The organism is Flagellimonas taeanensis, from assembly GCF_003584105.1.
In the GTDB taxonomy this organism is placed as follows: domain Bacteria; phylum Bacteroidota; class Bacteroidia; order Flavobacteriales; family Flavobacteriaceae; genus Flagellimonas; species Flagellimonas taeanensis.
The window spans coordinates 1-18,358 of record NZ_QXFO01000005.1 but is presented as its reverse complement, the minus strand read 5'-3'; the positions used below and the strand labels follow the sequence as shown (position 1 = coordinate 18,358).

The following is an 18,358-nucleotide window of genomic DNA, read 5'->3' as shown; positions in this document are numbered from 1 at the left end:
TTTCTATATGCGTTCCGCAATGCGGAGTTTTGCACTTCTTGCCCTATTGTTCCGGGCCACTTCTTCTGCGGATGGCACAATGAGCCCTCCCACTTTTTTCAAGGGAACATCGATGTTCCCATAAAAATCTTTTTCAGGTTCGCCCTCAAACCGTCCGTCGCGTATGAAACGCTTCACCAAACGATCTTCCAGGGAGTGGTAACTGATCATGCTCAATCGACCACCTTTTTCCAGAACTTCCGGCACTTGGAGCAAAAACTCCTTCAGCACCTCTATCTCTTGGTTGACCTCTATCCGAATGGCCTGATAGATCTGGGCCAAAATTTTGTTCTCCTTCATCTTGGGCAAAAACTTGCCCAAGGTCTGTTTCAATTCTTCCGTGGTTTTGATCGGATTGACTCCCCTTGCCTCCACAATGGCCTTGGCCATGGCGTTTGCATTTCGCAGTTCCCCATATTGGAACAGTACCGAGGCCAGATCTTCTTGGGGGTAGGAGTTGATCACCTCATAGGCCGACAGGGCATTGCCCTTGTTCATACGCATGTCCAGATCCGCATTGAACCGAGTGGAGAAACCACGGGTCGCTTCATCGAACTGATGGGAGGAAACCCCGAAATCCGCCAAGATTCCATCGACTTTCCGAATACCATAGAACTTTAGATATTGCTTGAGGTAGCGAAAATTCTGGTTGATCAATTGGAACCTGTCATCATGCAGCGCATTTTGCAGGGCATCCTCATCTTGATCAAATGCGAACAGCTTTCCGCCCTCGCCCAATCGTTTCAATATTTCACTGGAGTGCCCTCCACCACCAAAGGTGACATCCACATACACCCCATCTTTCTTTATGTCCAATCCGTCCACCGACTCTTGCAACAGTACCGGATTGTGATATGCATTACTCATCGTCATCAAAGATCTCTTCGGCCAAATCCGCATAATCCTTCTCCCCTTCGGCCAAGACTTTTTCATACTTGTCCTTGTCCCAGATCTCAATTTTGTCAAAGACCGCATTGAGCACCACTTCCTTGTCGATCCCCGCAAAATCCACCAGGTTCTTGGGTATCTGCAACCTACCGGAATCCCCGTCGATGGCGACTTCCTTCATCCCGGCCACAAAGTTTCTCACAAAGGCGTCGTATTTCCTGTTGATCTTGCTCTTTTTCATCACCTTTTGCATCAGCGCATCGAACTCCTGTTTGGGATACAGTTCCAGACACTGCTGAAAGACCGACCTCTTGATAATGAACCCTTCTTTCAGGACAGGCAATAGCTGATTCTTCAAAGAAATGGGCAACAATACCCTTCCTTTTGAATCCGCTTTGCAATCATGCTGTCCTATGATATGGGTCACTAGAAATCAATTGGTTACTTAATACAACTCAAATATATAGATTTTATTTCCACATTTCTCCACTTAGTACCACTTTTGTTAATAAATTCACCACTTTTAACCCAAAAACAAATTTTTGAACCTAGAAAATGTTCCCTTTGAACAGGCCCGTCCACTTCCCTGATCTTGGGGAAACCGAAAAAACTTGTTCCCGATGTACCAAAAACCTGAATTCTTTGTAACATGAAATGCCTATATTTGCGCCTCTTACTACCAACTGACTATTAATGGAAGAGCATTTAATTGAGGATGGCAAATACAGATATATAGAAAAGGGCGAGGGAACCCCCATGATCATCCTTCATGGACTTATGGGCGGACTGAGCAATTTTCAGGGCGTATCTGACTATTTTCCCTCCAAGGGCTACAAGGTCTTGATTCCCGAGCTCCCCATTTACGACATGCCCATACTGAAGACTACGGTAAAGAACTTCGCCAAGTTTTTGGAGGGCTTCATTGAGGCCAAAGGATTGAAGGAAGTTATCCTTTTGGGCAATTCCCTTGGTGGGCACATTGGTCTCCTCCACACCAAAATGTTCCCAGATATGGTAAAAGCACTCGTCATTACCGGTAGCTCCGGACTCTATGAAAGCGCCATGGGGGACGGATATCCCAAGCGCGGTGATTATGAGTTCATCAAGAAAAAGGCCCAAGATGTCTTTTACGATCCCGAAGTTGCAACCAAGGAAATCGTGGACGAGGTGTTTGCCACAGTGAACGATAGGATGAAGTTGGTAAAGACCCTTGCCATTGCCAAAAGTGCCATTCGCCACAACATGTCCAAGGACCTGCCACACATGAATACCCCCACGTGCATCATTTGGGGCGAGAACGATACGGTGACCCCTCCCAACGTGGCCAAGGAGTTCCACGAACTTTTGCCCGATTCCGACCTGTACTGGATCGAGAAATGCGGCCATGCCCCCATGATGGAGCACCCCGAGGACTTTAACCGTATCCTTGAAGCTTGGTTGAAAAAGCGTGATTTTTAATTGTTAAGACCTAACAAACAGGAGCCAAGGGACAAGACCGAAATCAGCAAATAGGTTCCTTGTCCGTAATTCTTGTATCTTGTTTGCCATATTTTATTCCGATACGCATGAAGATTTCTTCCGCCGAATTTATAATGAGCAACTCCAATGTGGCCAAATGCCCCAATGAACCATTACCGGAGTATGCCTTCATTGGGCGATCCAATGTGGGAAAATCGTCCCTCATCAATATGCTCGTGGACAGAAAGGGATTGGCCAAGACCTCTGGCAGACCGGGCAAAACCCAACTCATCAACCATTTTAAGATCAACAACAACTGGTTTTTGGTGGATTTGCCAGGTTATGGCTATGCAAGGGTTTCCAAAAAGGACAAAAACACCTTTCAGAAATACATCACGGAATATTTTCAAAAACGGAAGCAATTAGTCTGCGGCTTTGTCTTAGTGGATATCCGTCACGACCCACAACCCATTGACCTTGAGTTCATGGAATGGTTGGGCACCAATCAGATTCCGTTTGCCATCATCTTTACCAAAGCGGACAAGCTCAAGCCCGGCACCATTGAAAAACAAGCTGAGGCCTATCTACAGAAATTAAGGGAAGGTGCATGGGAGGAAGCTCCCCCACATTTTACCACCTCGTCCAGTAACCGGATGGGCAAGGATGAACTTTTGGAGTTCATAGATGGCATCAACCAACAATTTTTCTCCAAACAATGATGCCTGCATAAATCCAAAGGATTTATTTTTTTAATGCGTATTTTCCATACAATTTTGGGACCATGGATGTAGTGAAGACTTACCATAATGTGAACAAGGCTGATGGTTCGCTCAGTTTTGGCATTTCCAAGATGGAGGATATCCACAAAAAGAGGAACGGCCTGCCCGATGAACCCCACCGACATGATTATTATACCATTCTTGTGGTCAAAAAGGGAAAGGGTGTCCATTTGGTCGATTTCAAGACGCATCCCGTTACCGGAAACCAGGTTTTTTTCATCAGTCCCGGGCAGGTCCATCAACTCAAGGAAGAAACGAGCTCCTTTGGCTATTCCATTGTTTTCTCCGCACAGTTCTTGGCCATGAACCACATTTTGGTGGACTTCATCGACGACATCAACCTGTTCAATGATTTTGGTAACACCCCGCCCCTGATGGTCAGTGAACCGGAAATGGACCGAATCCTTTCCTACGCTTCGGAAATGGAATTTTATTACCAGTCCCACGACACCTATAAGTTTGAGGCCATCGGTGCACTGCTCAAATTGCTTTTAATCGCTTGTCACAACCTGTGTTCTTTGAACCAACTGGATTCCCAAACCATGGAGGTCGGCGCTGTCCTGGTCCGCAACTTCAAACAACTAGTGAACGAAAAGTTCAAGAATTGGCACCATGCCTCAGCCTATGCCGATGCGCTGCACATCACCCCCGACCACTTGAACCGAGTAGTGAAATCCCTCACCGGGAAGACCTCCAAGGAACACATCCAAAGCAGGATTACCATAGCCGCCAAACGATTGCTGTATTTTTCGGCCCTGTCCCAGAAAGAAATCGCCTTTGAACTTGGTTTTTCGGAGCCGGCCAACTTCAGCGCATTCTTCAAATCGTGTACGGGCGTTTCACCGAGCAAGTTCAAAGAATTGGCCTGATATCGGATTTTCATAAGTCCCTCCCGTGTTTTCATATCCCCAAAACCTCTTGCTTGCCCGACCTTTGTAGGGAACAAAAAATAAGACATATGAAGACCGTATTGCACAAAGCAGATACCAGAGGGCATGCCGACCATGGCTGGCTCAACAGTTACCATACATTCAGTTTCGCAGCCTATCAAAATCCAGAACGGATGCATTTTGGGGTACTCCGTGTACTAAATGATGACCAAGTGGCACCGGGGAAGGGATTTGGTTCCCACCCCCATGACAATATGGAGATCATTTCCATTCCTTTGGAAGGGGATTTGGAGCACAAGGACAGCATGGGCAATGTGACCACCATAAAAGAAGGGGACGTGCAGGTGATGAGTGCCGGCACGGGCATCTTTCACAGTGAATACAATAAGAATGATGACAAGCAGGTGAAGTTCCTACAAATCTGGGTGTTCCCCAACAAACGAAATGTGGAGCCCCGTTATGACCAGATTTCCATAAGGGACATTGAGAAAAAGAATGCTTTTTACCAAGTACTCTCCCCAAACCCCGATGATGAAGGTGTGTGGGTACACCAAGATGCCTGGTTCCATTTGGGCAAGTTTGAAGCTGGCGCCATGGACATCTATACTATCAAGAAAGAAGGAAATGGGGTCTATGTCTTTGTACTGGAAGGAACAGTGGACATCAATGGACAGCAACTTGAAAAACGGGATGGTTTTGGACTTTGGGAAACGGACTCCTTCGACCTGAAGTCCCATACGGACAGTAGGGTGCTGCTCATGGAAGTACCGATGGGCCTTGGCAGCATTGGACGTTGATTTTTCAAGTGAAACCATAAAACAAAAGCCCCGGTCGGGGCTTTTTTGTTGGCCAAAACCTTCATCCATCAATTGAAAACGGGCATTGGTCAATTCAACAGTCTGGCTTTGTCCCCATTTCCTTTTCTTTGGATATCAGAAACATGAGTGATGAGCCGGTCTGCCCGAAATATACTTTACCACTTTGCCGTCTTCGTTTCCATAATGGCAAACACCCAATGCTCGTCCATCCATCCCAAAATGAGCAAGATGAATCCAACTGCCAAAGAAATCATCCATCTTGGAAAGAAACACATTGTACAAATGGCCAAGACCCTCATCATGGAGAATAGTGGCGAAAAAGTACCTGATAGTTATGACGCCCGAGTGTTCGCCAATGACAGTTCGGTGATAGTCCTATTTGACCTGCCCATCCATTTTGCGGCCAAGAACACGGCCTTTTATTATGGTGCCACCGTTGATGCGATCTCGAAAACCTTTGGCTATACCCCCATCATAAACACGGAGGCCCAAATAGATGCTTTCAAGCACTTCCCTTTTTACGAACCGTCCAAACAGGACATGAAAACCATTGAATTTGTATTGGGCGGGACCACTTCGTTCAGAAAACATAGGGAATTGCTGAATGCAAGGAATGAAGGTATCACCATTATTGAAACCGATACCTTTTATACGGTTCAGGTCCTATCGCAATCGCTAAGCAGCCAATACAACGTGGATAAACGGACGGGAATTGCTTCGGAACATCGGCACCGACACATCAAAACCGAATCACTTTCTGAACGGGGTTATGTGGAGATCATAAAATGACCTACTTATTCTGGAATTATTTTTTCAACTCCAGTTTTTCGGCAAAATAATCGCAGAAATCCCTCATGGTGGCCGTCATTTTATCGTCCTGTGTGGCCTTCATGAAGGTATCGGTCATGGTCACCAGGGTCTGATGGAAGAAAATCTTCATCTCGTCCACCGGCATATCCTTGGTCCAAAGGTCTATTTTAAGGGATTCCTTGTTCTTGCTGTCCCAAACGGACAACATCATGGCCTTTGCATCTTCCTCTTGCACACCACCGTCCTGAGCAGACCATTTCAATTCTTCAGGGACCCTGTTCTCATCAAGTCCCACTGTCAATTTTATTTCAGAAGTATGTACTACCGCCATCTACTTTCTTGGTTTATAGTTTGATTCTTTTAAGATTTCATCCGCCGGCATATCCAAAAGCTGTCGGAGGCCCACCTCATTTTTTCCCATAAAGGCCCTAACAATTTGCCAACCTACAAATCTGCCCAACCTTCCCGGTGATTCATTGTCCAGTTCCAGTCCAAATTTGGAAAACGGTGCGGGATCCAAAAACTTTCGGTCCAGTTGGGAGTCCGTACTGTAGAGCAGGTCCCGCTCCACAAAATACTTCCACATTTCTTCCTCGTTCGCTATGGCCCAGTCCATTTCTTCTTGGGTATAGCCTATTTTTTGGGCATCCGTGATATTGGGAATCAACCTGTCCTTTATATAAAGTTCCTTGCCGTAATGCACCATCCTCGAGAGAAAGGTCCGGTTTCTAGGATAGGTCAGCACTCTTTTGGAAAAAGCACTGGCCACATCGGAAACCAGAAATTGCTTATCCAATCCTGTCGATATATATCGCTGTATGCCGCCATAAAAACGATGGTCCGGGCCCAAATAATTGTCCAACCCTATCAACAGAAGGGTATCCGTCAATATGATGCGGTCCTCATACCGCACATCCGAAGTGAGCGTGACCACCTTGGGCACTTCAAACTCCGGGAAATAATATTTGATGTGCTGAAAAAGGGACTCCAACTCCCCGGCTTCCTCCTCAAAATCCCCGAAGGTCTTTTCCACCTCTTCGGAAAGTTCAATCTGAAGGGTATCGGACAATTTTGCCTTCCAAATGCTGTCGGGAAATTGCTCCGGAAAGAGATAGGGATATTTTTTCTTCAACTGGGGAATACCCTCCGGGGTCGCCTGTGCAAACTCACGGTCAAAACGGGAAATATGAAGTTCAATAGGAACCTTGGCAATCTCCTGCTCCATCTTGTCTGTTTGTTTACAGGAGAAAAGGGAAAGAAAAATCCATAAAACCGAACACAAAGGTGCCTGTTTTACAAAGTATTTGAACAACCTCTTCATTTTTATGGGCGTAGGGTTTAAATTTACAGGGAACAAAGGTAATTTATTGAAAACAAAAAGTAAGATATGCAAACAGAAAAGGTAATAGCCCATATTGTGGATTGGTTGAAAGCTTACGCGACCAATGCCAAATGCAAAGGTTTTGTAATCGGGGTGTCGGGAGGAATCGATTCCGCTGTCACTTCAACACTTTGCGCCAAGACCGGGCTGGACCTCTTGTGTTTGGAGATGCCGATACACCAAGGTCAGAGCCAGGTCACACGTGCCGATCGACATATCGATTGGCTGATGGAAAATTTTCAGAACGTGTCCAGGCAGCCTGTGGACCTCACACCCGTGTTCGATAGTCTTGTCGCCGCTTTTCCAAAAGTGCAGAACGAAGAGGAGCGCTTGATGTCCCTTGCCAATACCAGGGCCCGATTGCGGATGACCACGCTCTACTATTTTGCCGCCCTGAAGGGATATTTGGTAGCAGGAACTGGCAATAAAGTGGAGGATTTCGGAGTCGGTTTCTATACCAAATACGGAGATGGCGGCGTGGACCTTAGCCCTATAGCAGACTTGGTAAAGACCGAAGTGTATGAACTCGGAAGGGTATTGGGCGTCAACCAGGATATTATGGAAGCTGCACCCACCGATGGCCTTTGGGGAGACAGTAGAACCGATGAAGACCAGATAGGGGCATCGTACCCAGAATTGGAATGGGCGATGAAAATGGATGAGGCCGGAAAGACAATTAAAGATTTCTCTGACAGGGAAAAGGAAGTATTCTCTATATATAAAAAGTACAATACTGCAAACAAACATAAGATGGTTCCTATCCCCATTTGTGAGGTTCCAGAGCAGTTGAAATGACCTTTTGACCCAAAAATCCCAGTTTAAAACGAAAAAAACCATAGAAAAACTACGGTTTTAAGAAAAAAAATACAAATTTGCATCGTCAAATTGTTATCTTGCCAGCTATACCGTGCAGGTAATCAGACACTAGCTAAACAATAAATTAAACTCAAACCGAATGATAAAGGTATTGATTGCTGACAACCATCCTGTAGTAAGGCTTGGTATTAAACAGGTGCTTGAATCTAGCTCAGATATTGAAATCATTGCAGACGTCTCCACTACATCAGAACTTTTTGAAACATTGGGAAAAATGACTCCGGACGTGGTCATTTTGGAAATGGATATCCCAGAAATCAACGGAATTGCCACTCTGAGAAAAATGAAGTTGGAATTCCCGAACATCAAAACTTTAATGTATAGCGGTCAATCGGAAGATGTGTATGCACTGAGCACCATCCGAGCGGGAGCTTATGGCTATCTATCCAAAACCGCCGACCTGGATTACATTATTTCTGCAGTAAGAAAAGTGAGTGACGGCAATATGTTCATTACCAATGAACTGGCCCAACGCCTTGCCTTTGACGAAGGCACCCAAAAACCACGAAGGTTCTTCAGAAAACTGTCCTCAAGGGAAGTTGAGGTACTAAAACTTCTGGCCAGTGGAAAAAGAAACAAGGAAGTCGCGGAAGGACTCAACTTGAACGAAAAAACAGTGAGTACCTACAAGGCCCGTTTGATGAAAAAATTGAATGTGGACAATTTGGTGGACCTGTTACAACAGGCGAAAGCCTTGGAATTGTATTGAAAATACCCAACCAAACCAACTAAAGTAAGTCCCGGACAGTTTCTACTTTCCGGGATTTTTTATGCCATCACGAAAGCACCCGGTTCAGTTTTGCATTCAATAACTTGTTCAATTGCAAGTAATTGACTATCTCTTCTAAAATTTCCGTATGGTCCCCATTGCTCTCTTGCGTCTTTTCCTGTAGTTTCTGGATACGGTTCTTGATCAGATTGCACCTTAGGGTAAGAATGGTCTCTCCGACCAACTGGGCCACACCCAACTTTTTCTGCTTGGGGTAGATTTCACGGCGTTCCCAATCGTGCAGGACATATTGCTCTTCTTCCATTAAGATAGAAGATACCTCTGGCACCACATCCTGATCTAGTTCGGCCAAAAAAGTGTTCAACGAAAATTCCTCATTCTCATTGAGGTTTTCTATCAATTTGTAATAAATGGTCTTAAACTGTCCGTTGGTGAGCTCAATCTCATCCTCCTGAAGGTCTAAAAATACCTTTTCATACACCTTAGCCTCAACGATTTCCGGTTCCAGGACCAATTCTCCTGACTCATTTTCCTTGAGTACCAGGTCTTCAAACTCCTGTTTTTGGTTTCCATACAGCAACAGCACTTCAATGATCTTCCGCTCCAGTTCATATTGCACATCCACCTTCTCCACCACAGCGTCGTTTTTAACGACATTAAAGACTTTCTGCTCCTCCTTGATCTTCTTGGAGGCATCTACCATGCCTTTTTTATCGATCTGCGCCAAAGTGTTGTACAGCACTTCCTCCGAAATCTGCATGATCTTGGCACATTCCTGAATATAGATCTCCTTTTGTATCCGATCAGGTATCTTGCTGATGCTGTTCACGATATCCCTTACCGTATCCGCTCGCTTGATGGGATCATTGGCTGCCTCCTTGGCCAGCAAAGACGTCTTGAACTGGATAAAATCTTTGGCATTCTCCTCCAAATAGAGCACCAGGTCCTCGTACGTATTGTTCTTGGCAAAACTATCGGGGTCTTCGCCTTCGGGGAAGGTACACACCTTCACGTTCATTCCCTGCTCCAAAATCAGGTCGATACCACGGAGCGAGGCACGCAATCCGGCCGCATCCCCATCAAAAAGCACCGTAATGTTCTTGGTGAGCCTGTTGATCAACCGTATCTGTTCCGAGGTCAGGGCCGTACCACTGGAAGAGACCACGTTCTCGACACCCTTCTGGTACATCTGAATGACATCGGTATAGCCTTCCACCAAATAGCAGTTGTCTTCCTTGGCAATGGCCTGTTTGGCAAAATAGATCCCATAGAGCACTTTGCTCTTGTGGTAGATATCGCTTTCGGGCGAATTGAGGTATTTGGCCGCCTTTTTATCGTTGCCCAAAATCCTTCCGCCGAAGCCCAACACCCGTCCGCTCATGGAATGGATGGGAAACATGACCCTTCCCTTGAAACGGTCAAACCGTTTGATCTCCCCGCCTGTTTGTTCCTTGACAATCGTGAGCCCGGTCTTTTCCAAAAACTCCAATTGGTACCCTTGGTCCAGAGCGGTTTGTGTGTAGGCCTCCCACTCGTCCAAGCTATATCCGAGCCCAAATTTTTTGATAGTCCCATCAGTAAAACCACGCTCTTTGAAATAGGTAAGACCAATAGCCTTTCCGGAGCCCGACTCCCAGAGAGTCTGCGCAAAATATTTTTGTGCATGTTCGGAGACAAGGTACATGCTTTCCCGCTCGTTCGCCTGTTCCTTTTCCTCGCTGGTCTGCTCGGTCTCCTCTATTTCAATATTGTACTTTTTGGCCAGGTATTTGATCGCTTCGGGGTAAGTAAAATGCTCGTGCTCCATCAAAAAGGCCACCACATTACCCCCTTTTCCACTGCTGAAATCCTTCCAGATCTGCTTGACGGGGGACACCATGAAACTTGGGGTGCGTTCGTCCGTAAAAGGGCTGAGTCCCTTAAAATTGGAGCCCGATTTCTTCAGCTGCACAAAATCCCCGATCACCTCCTCCAATCGGGCGGTCTCATATACTTGGTCTATGGTGGCTTTTGAAATCAAGGACGATGTTTTATAGCTGTTAAAGGTAAATAAAAACAAAGATTTGGTGAATCTGGTACCAACATTCCCCTCCAAGATTTCTTATCTTAGAAGTCCATTACTCTTTATCCGTTTGGGATATTAAAAAATACAGGGGAAATATGACACATAAAAGATTACAGAAGTTAGCCGTTTTGACCATTTGTTCATTAGGAATAGCCTTCAATGCACATTCCCAAATGGCCGAGAAAGCCGCACCGATCTTTGAAAATGGGGAAGCCCAAGTGGTCGATGCTTTTTCCGACCCCAGCAAATGGATACGCCACGATCTTTGGGTGGAAACCGAGTTTGATTCCGATGGGGATGGAAAATTGGATCGGATGCATGTGGATGTGACCCGTCCAGAGCAGACCGAGACCGAAGGCCTGAAACTTCCCGTCGTCTATGAATCCAGCCCCTACTATGCCGGCACTGCCGGGTTGGGCGATGGCATTTTCTGGGATGTAAGGCACGAACTTGGTGAAGCCGGAAAACCCCGAAAACACCCAGAAGTGACCCGGATAGGCGAACGGCCCATCATATCCAACTCCCAAATAAATACATGGGTCCCACGGGGATATGTCGTGGTCCATTCCTCTTCACCTGGCACTGGACTTTCCGATGGGGCACCGACCGTTGGTGGCGACAATGAGTCCTTGGCACCCAAAGCCGTTATCGACTGGCTTTGTGGCAGGGCAAAAGGATATACTGAGCGAAACGGCAACACCGAAGTAAAGGCCTATTGGTCCACGGGCAAGGTGGGCATGACCGGCACTTCGTACAATGGCACCCTGCCCTTGGCCGCTGCCACAACGGGCGTGGAAGGACTGGAGGCCATCATCCCCATCGCCCCCAACACCTCCTACTACCATTACTACCGTTCCAATGGACTCGTACGCTCGCCCGGCGGGTATTTGGGAGAGGACATTGACGTACTCTACGATTTTATCCACAGTGGTGATGAATCCAAAAGAGCCAGGAACAACAAAGTAGTCCGCGACACGGAGATGAAGAACGGGCAGGACCGTATCACTGGGGATTACAACGATTTTTGGGCCGGACGGGACTACCTCAACGATATGGGCCCCATGAAGGCTGCCCTATTGATGTCGCATGGGTTCAACGACTGGAACGTGATGCCCGAACACAGCTACCGCATTTATGACAAGGCTAGGGAGAAAGGATTGCCGGTTCAGATCTATTACCATCAAAATGGACACGGTGGCCCACCTCCCATTTCCATGATGAACCGCTGGTTCACCAAATACCTACACGGCATTGACAATGGGGTGGAAAACGACCCGAAAGCCTGGATTGTTCGGGAAGATGACAAAGTGGAAAACCCGACATCCTATGAGGACTACCCCAATCCGAAAGCTACCGAGACCACCTTGTTTTTGACCAAAGGGGCACCGGAAAAAGGACAGCTCTCCACCTCCAAACCACAAAAACAGGGAACGGAGACGTTGGTGGACAATTATTCCTTTTCGGGGTCCAGCTTGGCACAGGCCGAGATAACCAACCATAGGTTGATCTATGTAACCCCCCCCCTTTCCGAGGATGTGCACATTTCGGGCATCCCAAAAATCAAGATAAGACTGGCCAGTAGCAAGCCGGCTGCCAATCTCTCCGTTTGGTTGGTTTCCCTGCCTTGGACCGAGCGGCGCAACACCAAGATCACGGACAACATTATTACCCGGGGATGGGCGGATCCCCAGAATCACAAATCCCTTACCGAAAGTGGGCCATTGGTGCCGAACAAATTCTATGAAATGGAATTTGGGTTGATGCCGGATGACCAGATCATCCCCAAAGGACAACAGATCGGATTGATGATTTTCTCCAGTGACAAGGAATTCACCCTATGGCCCGAGCCGGGCACGGAACTGACCGTGGACTTGGACGGAACGCAGCTCGTTCTTCCTGTAGTGGGAGGAAAAATCCCCGTCACAAATCCTTAAATGGAAGAAAAATCGAATTTTTTATCCAATGAAGTAGAAACAAAATAATAGAAGACCCATGGACAGACATAATTTTGACACGCTTTCCGAAGCCATAAACACCTTGACCCAAGAAGGGTATGAGGAAGATTTTGAAGCTGGGGACAACTGCATCAAAGCACTATATTCCAAAAAGGAATATCAGCCCGACGCACTAAAAATTGTCAACAGCTACCGATTTGAGGGAATGACCAACCCTGAAGACCAAGCCACCGTGTTCACCATTGAGGCCTCTGACGGCACCAAGGGCACTCTAGTGATGTCCTACAGTGCGGAACACAACCAAAATGAAGAGCTTATCAAAAAAATTCCGATGGCAAGAAGCTAGGCTCATCCAAAAAACTGGCCCAAGGCAGAAGGCTGGTAGAGCAGCCATCCCGTTAGGCTGAACCTACTTTTGTGCGCTTGGAGCACCGCATGTGGCACTTCCGCACTTTTGAACATCACGCACCGAGCGGCCAAAGGGTCTACCAAAAAACTGGAACCGTCCTTTTCAAAGATTTCCAGTTCCCCACCGTCCCCGCTTTGCCAACCCTCATTAAGATAAATCACCACAGAGATCATCCGGTTGTTCCTGCGCTCAAACTGGTCCAAATGTTTATCGTAATGCCCACCCGAAGGGTAATGCGCCAAATGGAACTCATATCCAGAAAGACTGAGGTAGCAATATCGGTTGAACATCTGCATGGTTTCATCCACCAATCCCCAATAAGTCTTCAGGTGACTGTCCCTTTCCCGATCCAGCCAATAGGTGAAATCGCCCCTGATCTTGCTGTTAACCTGCTTTTCGGTATCGGCACCTATCCCCGCCTCATTGAACTTGGGCAGCATGTCCAGAAAAAAAGACCTGATCTCGGCATAGAGTTCATCCCGAAGAAAATGGTCAATGATCACGTAATCCTTACTGGAGAGGTCATCCATCCAAGACAACCAATCCTCCAAACTGTGGTAGGTTTCCAATGGTTCAAAATGTGTGCGAATGTAGAGAATATTCAACAATGAACCGCTGTTTTTCTTATTTTGGACATGCTCAACCTATACCAATATATCATGGCACCAATTTTGTCCCAATCATTTCATTATGAAAAACATACTCCCTATTCTTATCCTGACCCTCCTTTCTCCTGCCCTTTCGGCGCAACGTGTCTTTGAAGTGGATGCCGACTATAAGGCCGATTATTTGATTTTTGAGGTAGATAGCGAATACAAAGCCGACCTCCTTGTCCATAAAGTGGACCGGGAATACAAGGCGAAATACAATAAGGGCCTATGGTTTTTTACGGACAGTGATTACAAGGCAGATTTTGAGGTGTTCTTTGTAGATCGAGAATACAAGGCAGATCTTACGGTGTTCTTTGTGGACCGGGATCATAAAGCGGGATGGAGGAACGATGCCAAAAGACTGGCACTCGAATTCCCGATCCTGGAATGATCCCAAGGCTGTATCTTTGCATACAAATCGAAACATATGATTCTTTTCTTCGGAACCAGGCCTGGAAAAAAAGAGACCAAAACCTTGAAAAATGTCAACTGTCCGCACTGCCACCAAAAGGATACATTGACAGCAGTTTCCCAGCCCAATCATGCCCATTTGTTCTGGATACCCATTTTTACCCTCAATACTATCCGCCATGCGGAATGTTCTCACTGCAAACGGGTCTATTACAAGGAAGAGTTTACGCCTGAGATGGAACGGGCCCTATCGTCCTAACAAAAAAAGGTCTAAAAAGTGTCATTTTGAGCTGTCACCCTGAGCGCAGTCGAAGGGACAGTCGAAGAATCTCGTTCAACCAATTATCGAAGAGTTGAACTTTAATAAGATTCTTCATTTCATTCAGAATGACACTTTTTAGACCTTTACATTCAACATTGTTTCGGTCATATATCGAACCGAAGGCCCAAGGAAATATTGTTCTGTTTGATATCTGCATCCTGAAAAATGGGGTTCAGGTCGTACTTGACGTATAGCAACACCCCATCAAATCCCATATAGCCGCTTACTCCATAGATCAGGTCGCTGGTATTGTAGTCCCTCTTGAGCTTGTCCTTGACATCCTCCCCATCCCTACTATACTTGAGTTTTTGACGGGTTCCCAAATTGAAACCTCCATATCCTCCCAGACCTACCCTGAACTGATCTCGAATGGAATATCGGATGGTGCGTTCCGTTTTTCGAAACCGGGAAGGGCCAAATTCAAAATGTACCGGGAAGACCAAGTTGTCCATTCGCAGTTTGGATTTGTCCAAGTCGTATTCGAACTCCTCCAAAACAGTCTGATCGCCATTTTTGACAAAAATCTGGTTGTCCTTTGGTTTCAGACCGTTGAACTGGAATGAAAACCCATAGTTGAGCCGCAGCCAGTTCGAATTTTCAAAAACACGGGTGCGCCACTGCCAACCCATTTCAAAAAATCGGCTCCCACCGATTTTGTACGGGGAATCGTCCAATGATTGCCCCTCAATCAGGGCATTATTGAGACCTATGGCCATGACAAAGTCAGAGTAGGTCCGTCTGTCGTATTTGATGTCCTTTTTCCATCTGTTCGAATTGAACCAGATTGCAGGTTTTCCATCGATCATGATGCCGATGTGGGTCCGGTCGTTATCCAAGGTATCCAGTTCGGACAAGGTAAGCACCTGCCCTTCGTTGCGCTCCAAAAGGGAGATCCTGTTGTCCACAATGGCAACCCTTTCTTCAATGTTCATGGCCCTACGTTTGGCCACTTCCTCTTTTAGCACCTTTGCTTCGGCTTCGGAAATATCTCCCCGTTCCAAACGCCTATTGATGTCCTTCACCTCTACTTTGAGAGCTTCTTTTTCCTGTTCCACGATACGCTCCCTTTCGATTTTCAGGGCCTTGATTTCCTTTTCATAGTCTTCCTGCCCCAAGATTTGGTGGGAAACCAAGAGAAATACCAGTGTTGCCAAATAAAATGTAATTGTTTTCATGATTGTTTCTGGATTATAGCCTTCCTTGTCCCTGCCCAAACAGCTTGGGCAGGAATAGAAAGGTATTTTGATTGATGAATAAAAATTTTAATTGTTTCGGTCGGCCACGGCAGTACGCAGTTTGAAATATCCCTCCTTGAGCGCATCGAATATTTGGTCCCTGAACGACTCGTCCAGTTCCTCCTCTACTTCGGCGAGCAAGGTCATGGCATCCACAGACCCGTTTTTAGGGAACAATTTGTCGGCCATGATCTGTTTCTGGGCCTCCCTGAGCAATGAATCCACCTCAGCATCCGAGACCCCCCTGTTCAAACCTTCCATATGCTGTACCTGGGCCACCACTTCTTCCACTTTCTGCGTGATCAATGCATCCGACTCTTTGATCAGCTTGTCCCGTTCCAACTGTTTTGTTTCCTCTTGGGCCAATACCGGTTGCGAAATCGGGAGCTCGTCGGTAAAACCCTTTGGGTTTTCTTCGGGCATCGGTTCCAGACCGTTGTTGACCACCTTGGTCTCCTCTTGTACCGGAAGGGTTTTGGTAAGCTCCTGTCGAGGGGATTGGGTTTCGTTTTTCTTTTCCATATCGATTTGATCCACTTTTTCTTCCACGACTTGGATTTCCGGGATGGTTTTCCCTTTGTTCACAAACAATAGGGACAGCAGCAAAATGCCCACAAAACTTGCGGCCATGGCATACACTTGCCATTTTTTGCCTTTCTTCTTGGGTGCGGCATCCAATTGCGACGCAATTTTGTCCCAGGCCCCGGGTGAAGGAGTTATGGTACGCTCCTCCAGCTTTTCCTTGATATGCTTTTCCAATTTATCCATATCCTATGCTTTACTTGCCCAACCTTGTTTTGGGCGACATTCCTTTTAAAGTCAAATTTTCCTGAAGCATCTTTCTCGCCTTGAACAGCTGCGATTTGGAGGTCCCTTCCGAGATTTCCAGCATTTCGGCTATCTCTTGGTGGCCATACCCCTCTATGGCATGGAGCAGGAAAACAGTTTTGTACCCTTCTGGGAGTGAATCGATAAGCTGCTGCACGTATTCCACATCCAACAATCCATCACCACTGACCGTTTCTTTGGGCTGGGCATCAAACACTTCATCGTCATAGACCACAAACTGCTTTTTCCGCAGATGGGAAATGCTCTCCCTCACCATAATGGCTCTGATCCACCCCTCAAAACTTCCCTTGTGCGCAAATGTGTCCAGGTTTTTGAACACCTTGATGAAACCATTGATCATGACGTCCTCCGCAAAATGCTGGTCCTTGATGTACTGTCTGCACACGCCCAACATTTTTGGCGCATACTTCCCATACAGTACCTTTTGGGCCTGCTGGTCACCTTTCACAGCCTTTTTTATCAATTGGCCTTCATTGTTATATAGCGAAATGATCTTCAAAAGTTTGGTTTCAAAAAGCGGTTCTATTTAGATAGACGGATAATGTACAATAGGAGTTGCCTGAAAAAATAAATTTTTTCATTAAAAACTGAAAATCAATTATTTATATTTTATTTTTTTCGATCAACCACATAGTTGACCATCAGTGTGAGGGCACTTTTGTATTCGGAATCGGGGTAATTGTCCAAGATGGCAAGGGCCTCGTCCTTAAATTCCAACATTTTGGACACGGCATATTCCAACCCGCCCATTTCCTTCACATAGGCGATGACCTCCTTTACCCTTTTCTTGTTCTTGTTGTGGTTTTTGATGGAATTGATCAGCCATTTTTTTCTTTCCTTGTCGCTTTGGTTCAAAACATAGATCAAGGGAAGGGTCATCTTCTGCTCTTTGATGTCGATGCCCGTGGGCTTTCCGATCTGTTCGGCACCATAGTCAAAAAGGTCATCCTTTATCTGGAAGGCCATGCCACAGAGTTCCCCAAACTTTCTAAAGGTCTCCACCTCTTCGGAATCGGGCCGGACGGAACAGGCGCCCATGCTGCAACAGGCCGCAATGAGGGTCGCTGTTTTTTGGCGGATAATATCATAATATACCTCTTCGGTAATGTCGAGGAGACGAGCCTTCTCAATCTGCAACAACTCACCTTCGCTCATATCCCGAACGGCATTGGAAATGATATGGAGCAAATCGTAGTCCTTGCTTTCCAAGGAGACCAATAGGCCTTTCGAAAAAAGAAAATCACCCACCAAAACGGCAATTTTATTCTTCCAAAGGGCATTGATGGAAAAAAATCCCCTTCGTTTGTTGCTGTCGTCCACCACATCGTCATGGACCAGGCTGGCCGTGTGGATCAATTCGATGATTGAAGCCCCGGTATAGGTCCTTTCGTTCACCTTGCCATTCAATAATTTAGCGGTAAGGAAAACGAACATGGGCCGCATCTGTTTGCCCTTTCTGTTGACAATATAGTAGGTGATCCTATTGAACAATGCCACTTTGGACGACATGGATTTAAGGAATTTTTCCTCAAAAAGTTCCATTTCATCCTCTATGGGCTCCCTGATCTGAGATACTATTTTCAACAACAGTTTGGTGCGTTTGATTTTGAAGCCTTAAAAGTAGGGAAAATGAAAGAGTTGGTATAAAGATGCGCAAAGATTTAAGCTCGAGGGGCGAAAGTATCGATGATTTGAGGGGTTTCAGGGTTGAGGGTTGAGGGTTGAGGGTTGAGGGTTAAGGGTTAAGGGTTAAGGGTTAAGGGTTAAGGGTTAAGGGTTAAGGGTTAAGGGTT

The 18,358-nt window shown here is 46.3% G+C and carries 21 protein-coding genes; 11 read left to right on the top strand and 10 right to left on the bottom strand.

Annotation, left to right across the window (positions count from 1 at the left end; genetic code table 11):
- Nucleotides 1-3: 3 nt before the first annotated feature.
- Both rsmH and mraZ read right to left on the bottom strand, forming a co-directional pair.
- Nucleotides 4-906, bottom strand: a complete 903-nt coding sequence (gene rsmH / locus D2V93_RS00125; RefSeq protein ID WP_119617903.1) for a 16S rRNA (cytosine(1402)-N(4))-methyltransferase RsmH — start codon at nt 904-906, stop codon at nt 4-6.
- Entirely contained in the window at nt 899-1,354 is a 456-nt protein-coding gene (mraZ, locus tag D2V93_RS00120; RefSeq protein WP_072878523.1) for a division/cell wall cluster transcriptional repressor MraZ, read from the bottom strand. The genes rsmH and mraZ overlap by 8 nt, the downstream gene beginning before the upstream one ends.
- A gap of 266 nt (nt 1,355-1,620) precedes the next feature.
- Between mraZ and D2V93_RS00115 the strand changes: the two genes are divergently transcribed.
- The 5 genes from D2V93_RS00115 (at nt 1,621) to D2V93_RS00095 (ending at nt 5,661) form a co-directional block, all read left to right on the top strand.
- Nucleotides 1,621-2,385 carry an alpha/beta fold hydrolase gene (locus D2V93_RS00115; RefSeq protein WP_119617902.1) on the top strand — a complete coding sequence of 255 codons (765 nt, stop codon included), beginning with the start codon at nt 1,621-1,623 and terminating at the stop codon, nt 2,383-2,385.
- A gap of 107 nt (nt 2,386-2,492) precedes the next feature.
- Entirely contained in the window at nt 2,493-3,104 is a 612-nt protein-coding gene (yihA, locus tag D2V93_RS00110) for a ribosome biogenesis GTP-binding protein YihA/YsxC (RefSeq protein WP_072878516.1), read from the top strand.
- A 62-nt stretch (nt 3,105-3,166) separates the two neighbouring features.
- Entirely contained in the window at nt 3,167-4,033 is an 867-nt protein-coding gene (locus tag D2V93_RS00105) for an AraC family transcriptional regulator (RefSeq protein ID WP_119617901.1), read from the top strand.
- Between the two features lie 89 nt (nt 4,034-4,122).
- Nucleotides 4,123-4,851: a pirin family protein gene (locus D2V93_RS00100; protein WP_119617900.1), complete on the top strand. Its 729-nt coding sequence runs from the start codon at nt 4,123-4,125 to the stop codon at nt 4,849-4,851.
- A gap of 249 nt (nt 4,852-5,100) precedes the next feature.
- Entirely contained in the window at nt 5,101-5,661 is a 561-nt protein-coding gene (locus D2V93_RS00095; protein WP_147377324.1) for a hypothetical protein, read from the top strand.
- A 16-nt stretch (nt 5,662-5,677) separates the two neighbouring features.
- Here the strand turns inward: D2V93_RS00095 and gldC are convergent, their stop codons facing one another.
- The gene (gene gldC, locus D2V93_RS00090; RefSeq protein WP_072878508.1) at nt 5,678-6,013 is read right to left on the bottom strand and encodes a gliding motility protein GldC; all 336 of its coding nucleotides are present in this window, start codon (nt 6,011-6,013) and stop codon (nt 5,678-5,680) included.
- On the bottom strand, nt 6,014-7,003 hold the full coding sequence (gene gldB / locus D2V93_RS00085; protein ID WP_182849909.1) for a gliding motility lipoprotein GldB: 990 nt from the start codon (nt 7,001-7,003) through the stop codon (nt 6,014-6,016).
- A 66-nt stretch (nt 7,004-7,069) separates the two neighbouring features.
- Here gldB and nadE point away from each other — a divergent pair, with 66 nt between their 5' ends.
- Nucleotides 7,070-7,858, top strand: a complete 789-nt coding sequence (gene nadE, locus D2V93_RS00080; RefSeq protein WP_072878506.1) for an NAD(+) synthase — start codon at nt 7,070-7,072, stop codon at nt 7,856-7,858.
- Between the two features lie 160 nt (nt 7,859-8,018).
- Complete coding sequence (locus D2V93_RS00075) at nt 8,019-8,648, top strand: response regulator (protein ID WP_072878504.1); 630 nt, start codon at nt 8,019-8,021, stop codon at nt 8,646-8,648.
- A 67-nt stretch (nt 8,649-8,715) separates the two neighbouring features.
- Here D2V93_RS00075 and dnaG read toward each other — a convergent pair whose 3' ends face one another.
- Nucleotides 8,716-10,689: a DNA primase gene (gene dnaG, locus D2V93_RS00070; RefSeq protein WP_119618009.1), complete on the bottom strand. Its 1,974-nt coding sequence runs from the start codon at nt 10,687-10,689 to the stop codon at nt 8,716-8,718.
- A 218-nt stretch (nt 10,690-10,907) separates the two neighbouring features.
- On the opposite strand from dnaG, the gene D2V93_RS00065 reads away from it, so the two are divergent.
- Nucleotides 10,908-12,668, top strand: coding sequence for a Xaa-Pro dipeptidyl-peptidase (locus tag D2V93_RS00065; RefSeq protein ID WP_245978030.1), 1,761 nt, complete (start codon nt 10,908-10,910; stop codon nt 12,666-12,668).
- A 58-nt stretch (nt 12,669-12,726) separates the two neighbouring features.
- Nucleotides 12,727-13,035: a phosphoribosylpyrophosphate synthetase gene (locus D2V93_RS00060; protein ID WP_119617896.1), complete on the top strand. Its 309-nt coding sequence runs from the start codon at nt 12,727-12,729 to the stop codon at nt 13,033-13,035.
- A 2-nt stretch (nt 13,036-13,037) separates the two neighbouring features.
- On the opposite strand, the gene D2V93_RS00055 is transcribed toward D2V93_RS00060, so the two are convergent.
- Nucleotides 13,038-13,706 (bottom strand): 2OG-Fe(II) oxygenase, encoded by a 669-nt coding sequence (locus D2V93_RS00055; RefSeq protein WP_245978015.1) that lies wholly within the window; start codon nt 13,704-13,706, stop codon nt 13,038-13,040.
- Between the two features lie 82 nt (nt 13,707-13,788).
- Here D2V93_RS00055 and D2V93_RS00050 point away from each other — a divergent pair, with 82 nt between their 5' ends.
- Together D2V93_RS00050 and D2V93_RS00045 are read left to right on the top strand one after the other, a co-directional pair.
- Nucleotides 13,789-14,139, top strand: a complete 351-nt coding sequence (locus D2V93_RS00050) for a 7(1) septoil knot domain-containing protein (protein WP_119617895.1) — start codon at nt 13,789-13,791, stop codon at nt 14,137-14,139.
- 36 nt (nt 14,140-14,175) lie between these two features.
- Nucleotides 14,176-14,418: a zinc-ribbon domain-containing protein gene (locus tag D2V93_RS00045; protein ID WP_072878497.1), complete on the top strand. Its 243-nt coding sequence runs from the start codon at nt 14,176-14,178 to the stop codon at nt 14,416-14,418.
- A gap of 167 nt (nt 14,419-14,585) precedes the next feature.
- Here D2V93_RS00045 and D2V93_RS00040 read toward each other — a convergent pair whose 3' ends face one another.
- From D2V93_RS00040 to D2V93_RS00025, 4 genes are all read right to left on the bottom strand, one after another.
- Nucleotides 14,586-15,656, bottom strand: a complete 1,071-nt coding sequence (locus tag D2V93_RS00040) for a coiled-coil domain-containing protein (RefSeq protein ID WP_119618007.1) — start codon at nt 15,654-15,656, stop codon at nt 14,586-14,588.
- Between the two features lie 87 nt (nt 15,657-15,743).
- Nucleotides 15,744-16,484 carry a hypothetical protein gene (locus D2V93_RS00035; RefSeq protein ID WP_119617894.1) on the bottom strand — a complete coding sequence of 247 codons (741 nt, stop codon included), beginning with the start codon at nt 16,482-16,484 and terminating at the stop codon, nt 15,744-15,746.
- Nucleotides 16,485-16,494: 10 nt separating this feature from the next.
- Nucleotides 16,495-17,064, bottom strand: coding sequence for an RNA polymerase sigma factor (locus tag D2V93_RS00030; RefSeq protein ID WP_119617893.1), 570 nt, complete (start codon nt 17,062-17,064; stop codon nt 16,495-16,497).
- Between the two features lie 110 nt (nt 17,065-17,174).
- Complete coding sequence (locus tag D2V93_RS00025; protein WP_119618006.1) at nt 17,175-18,149, bottom strand: polyprenyl synthetase family protein; 975 nt, start codon at nt 18,147-18,149, stop codon at nt 17,175-17,177.
- Between the last annotated feature and the right edge of the window lie 209 nt (nt 18,150-18,358).

Bases quoted from the DNA above. Each gene is read 5' to 3' on its own strand.
- rsmH (WP_119617903.1), bottom strand. From the start codon at position 906: ATGAGTAATGCATATCACAATCCGGTACTGTTGCAAGAGTCGGTGGAC.
- D2V93_RS00115 (WP_119617902.1), top strand. From the start codon at position 1,621: ATGGAAGAGCATTTAATTGAGGATGGCAAATACAGATATATAGAAAAG.
- yihA (WP_072878516.1), top strand. From the start codon at position 2,493: ATGAAGATTTCTTCCGCCGAATTTATAATGAGCAACTCCAATGTGGCC.
- D2V93_RS00105 (WP_119617901.1), top strand. From the start codon at position 3,167: ATGGATGTAGTGAAGACTTACCATAATGTGAACAAGGCTGATGGTTCG.
- D2V93_RS00100 (WP_119617900.1), top strand. From the start codon at position 4,123: ATGAAGACCGTATTGCACAAAGCAGATACCAGAGGGCATGCCGACCAT.
- D2V93_RS00095 (WP_147377324.1), top strand. From the start codon at position 5,101: ATGAATCCAACTGCCAAAGAAATCATCCATCTTGGAAAGAAACACATT.
- gldC (WP_072878508.1), bottom strand. From the start codon at position 6,013: ATGGCGGTAGTACATACTTCTGAAATAAAATTGACAGTGGGACTTGAT.
- gldB (WP_182849909.1), bottom strand. From the start codon at position 7,003: ATGAAGAGGTTGTTCAAATACTTTGTAAAACAGGCACCTTTGTGTTCG.
- nadE (WP_072878506.1), top strand. From the start codon at position 7,070: ATGCAAACAGAAAAGGTAATAGCCCATATTGTGGATTGGTTGAAAGCT.
- D2V93_RS00075 (WP_072878504.1), top strand. From the start codon at position 8,019: ATGATAAAGGTATTGATTGCTGACAACCATCCTGTAGTAAGGCTTGGT.
- D2V93_RS00065 (WP_245978030.1), top strand. From the start codon at position 10,908: ATGGCCGAGAAAGCCGCACCGATCTTTGAAAATGGGGAAGCCCAAGTG.
- D2V93_RS00060 (WP_119617896.1), top strand. From the start codon at position 12,727: ATGGACAGACATAATTTTGACACGCTTTCCGAAGCCATAAACACCTTG.
- D2V93_RS00050 (WP_119617895.1), top strand. From the start codon at position 13,789: ATGAAAAACATACTCCCTATTCTTATCCTGACCCTCCTTTCTCCTGCC.
- D2V93_RS00045 (WP_072878497.1), top strand. From the start codon at position 14,176: ATGATTCTTTTCTTCGGAACCAGGCCTGGAAAAAAAGAGACCAAAACC.
- D2V93_RS00040 (WP_119618007.1), bottom strand. From the start codon at position 15,656: ATGAAAACAATTACATTTTATTTGGCAACACTGGTATTTCTCTTGGTT.
- D2V93_RS00035 (WP_119617894.1), bottom strand. From the start codon at position 16,484: ATGGATAAATTGGAAAAGCATATCAAGGAAAAGCTGGAGGAGCGTACC.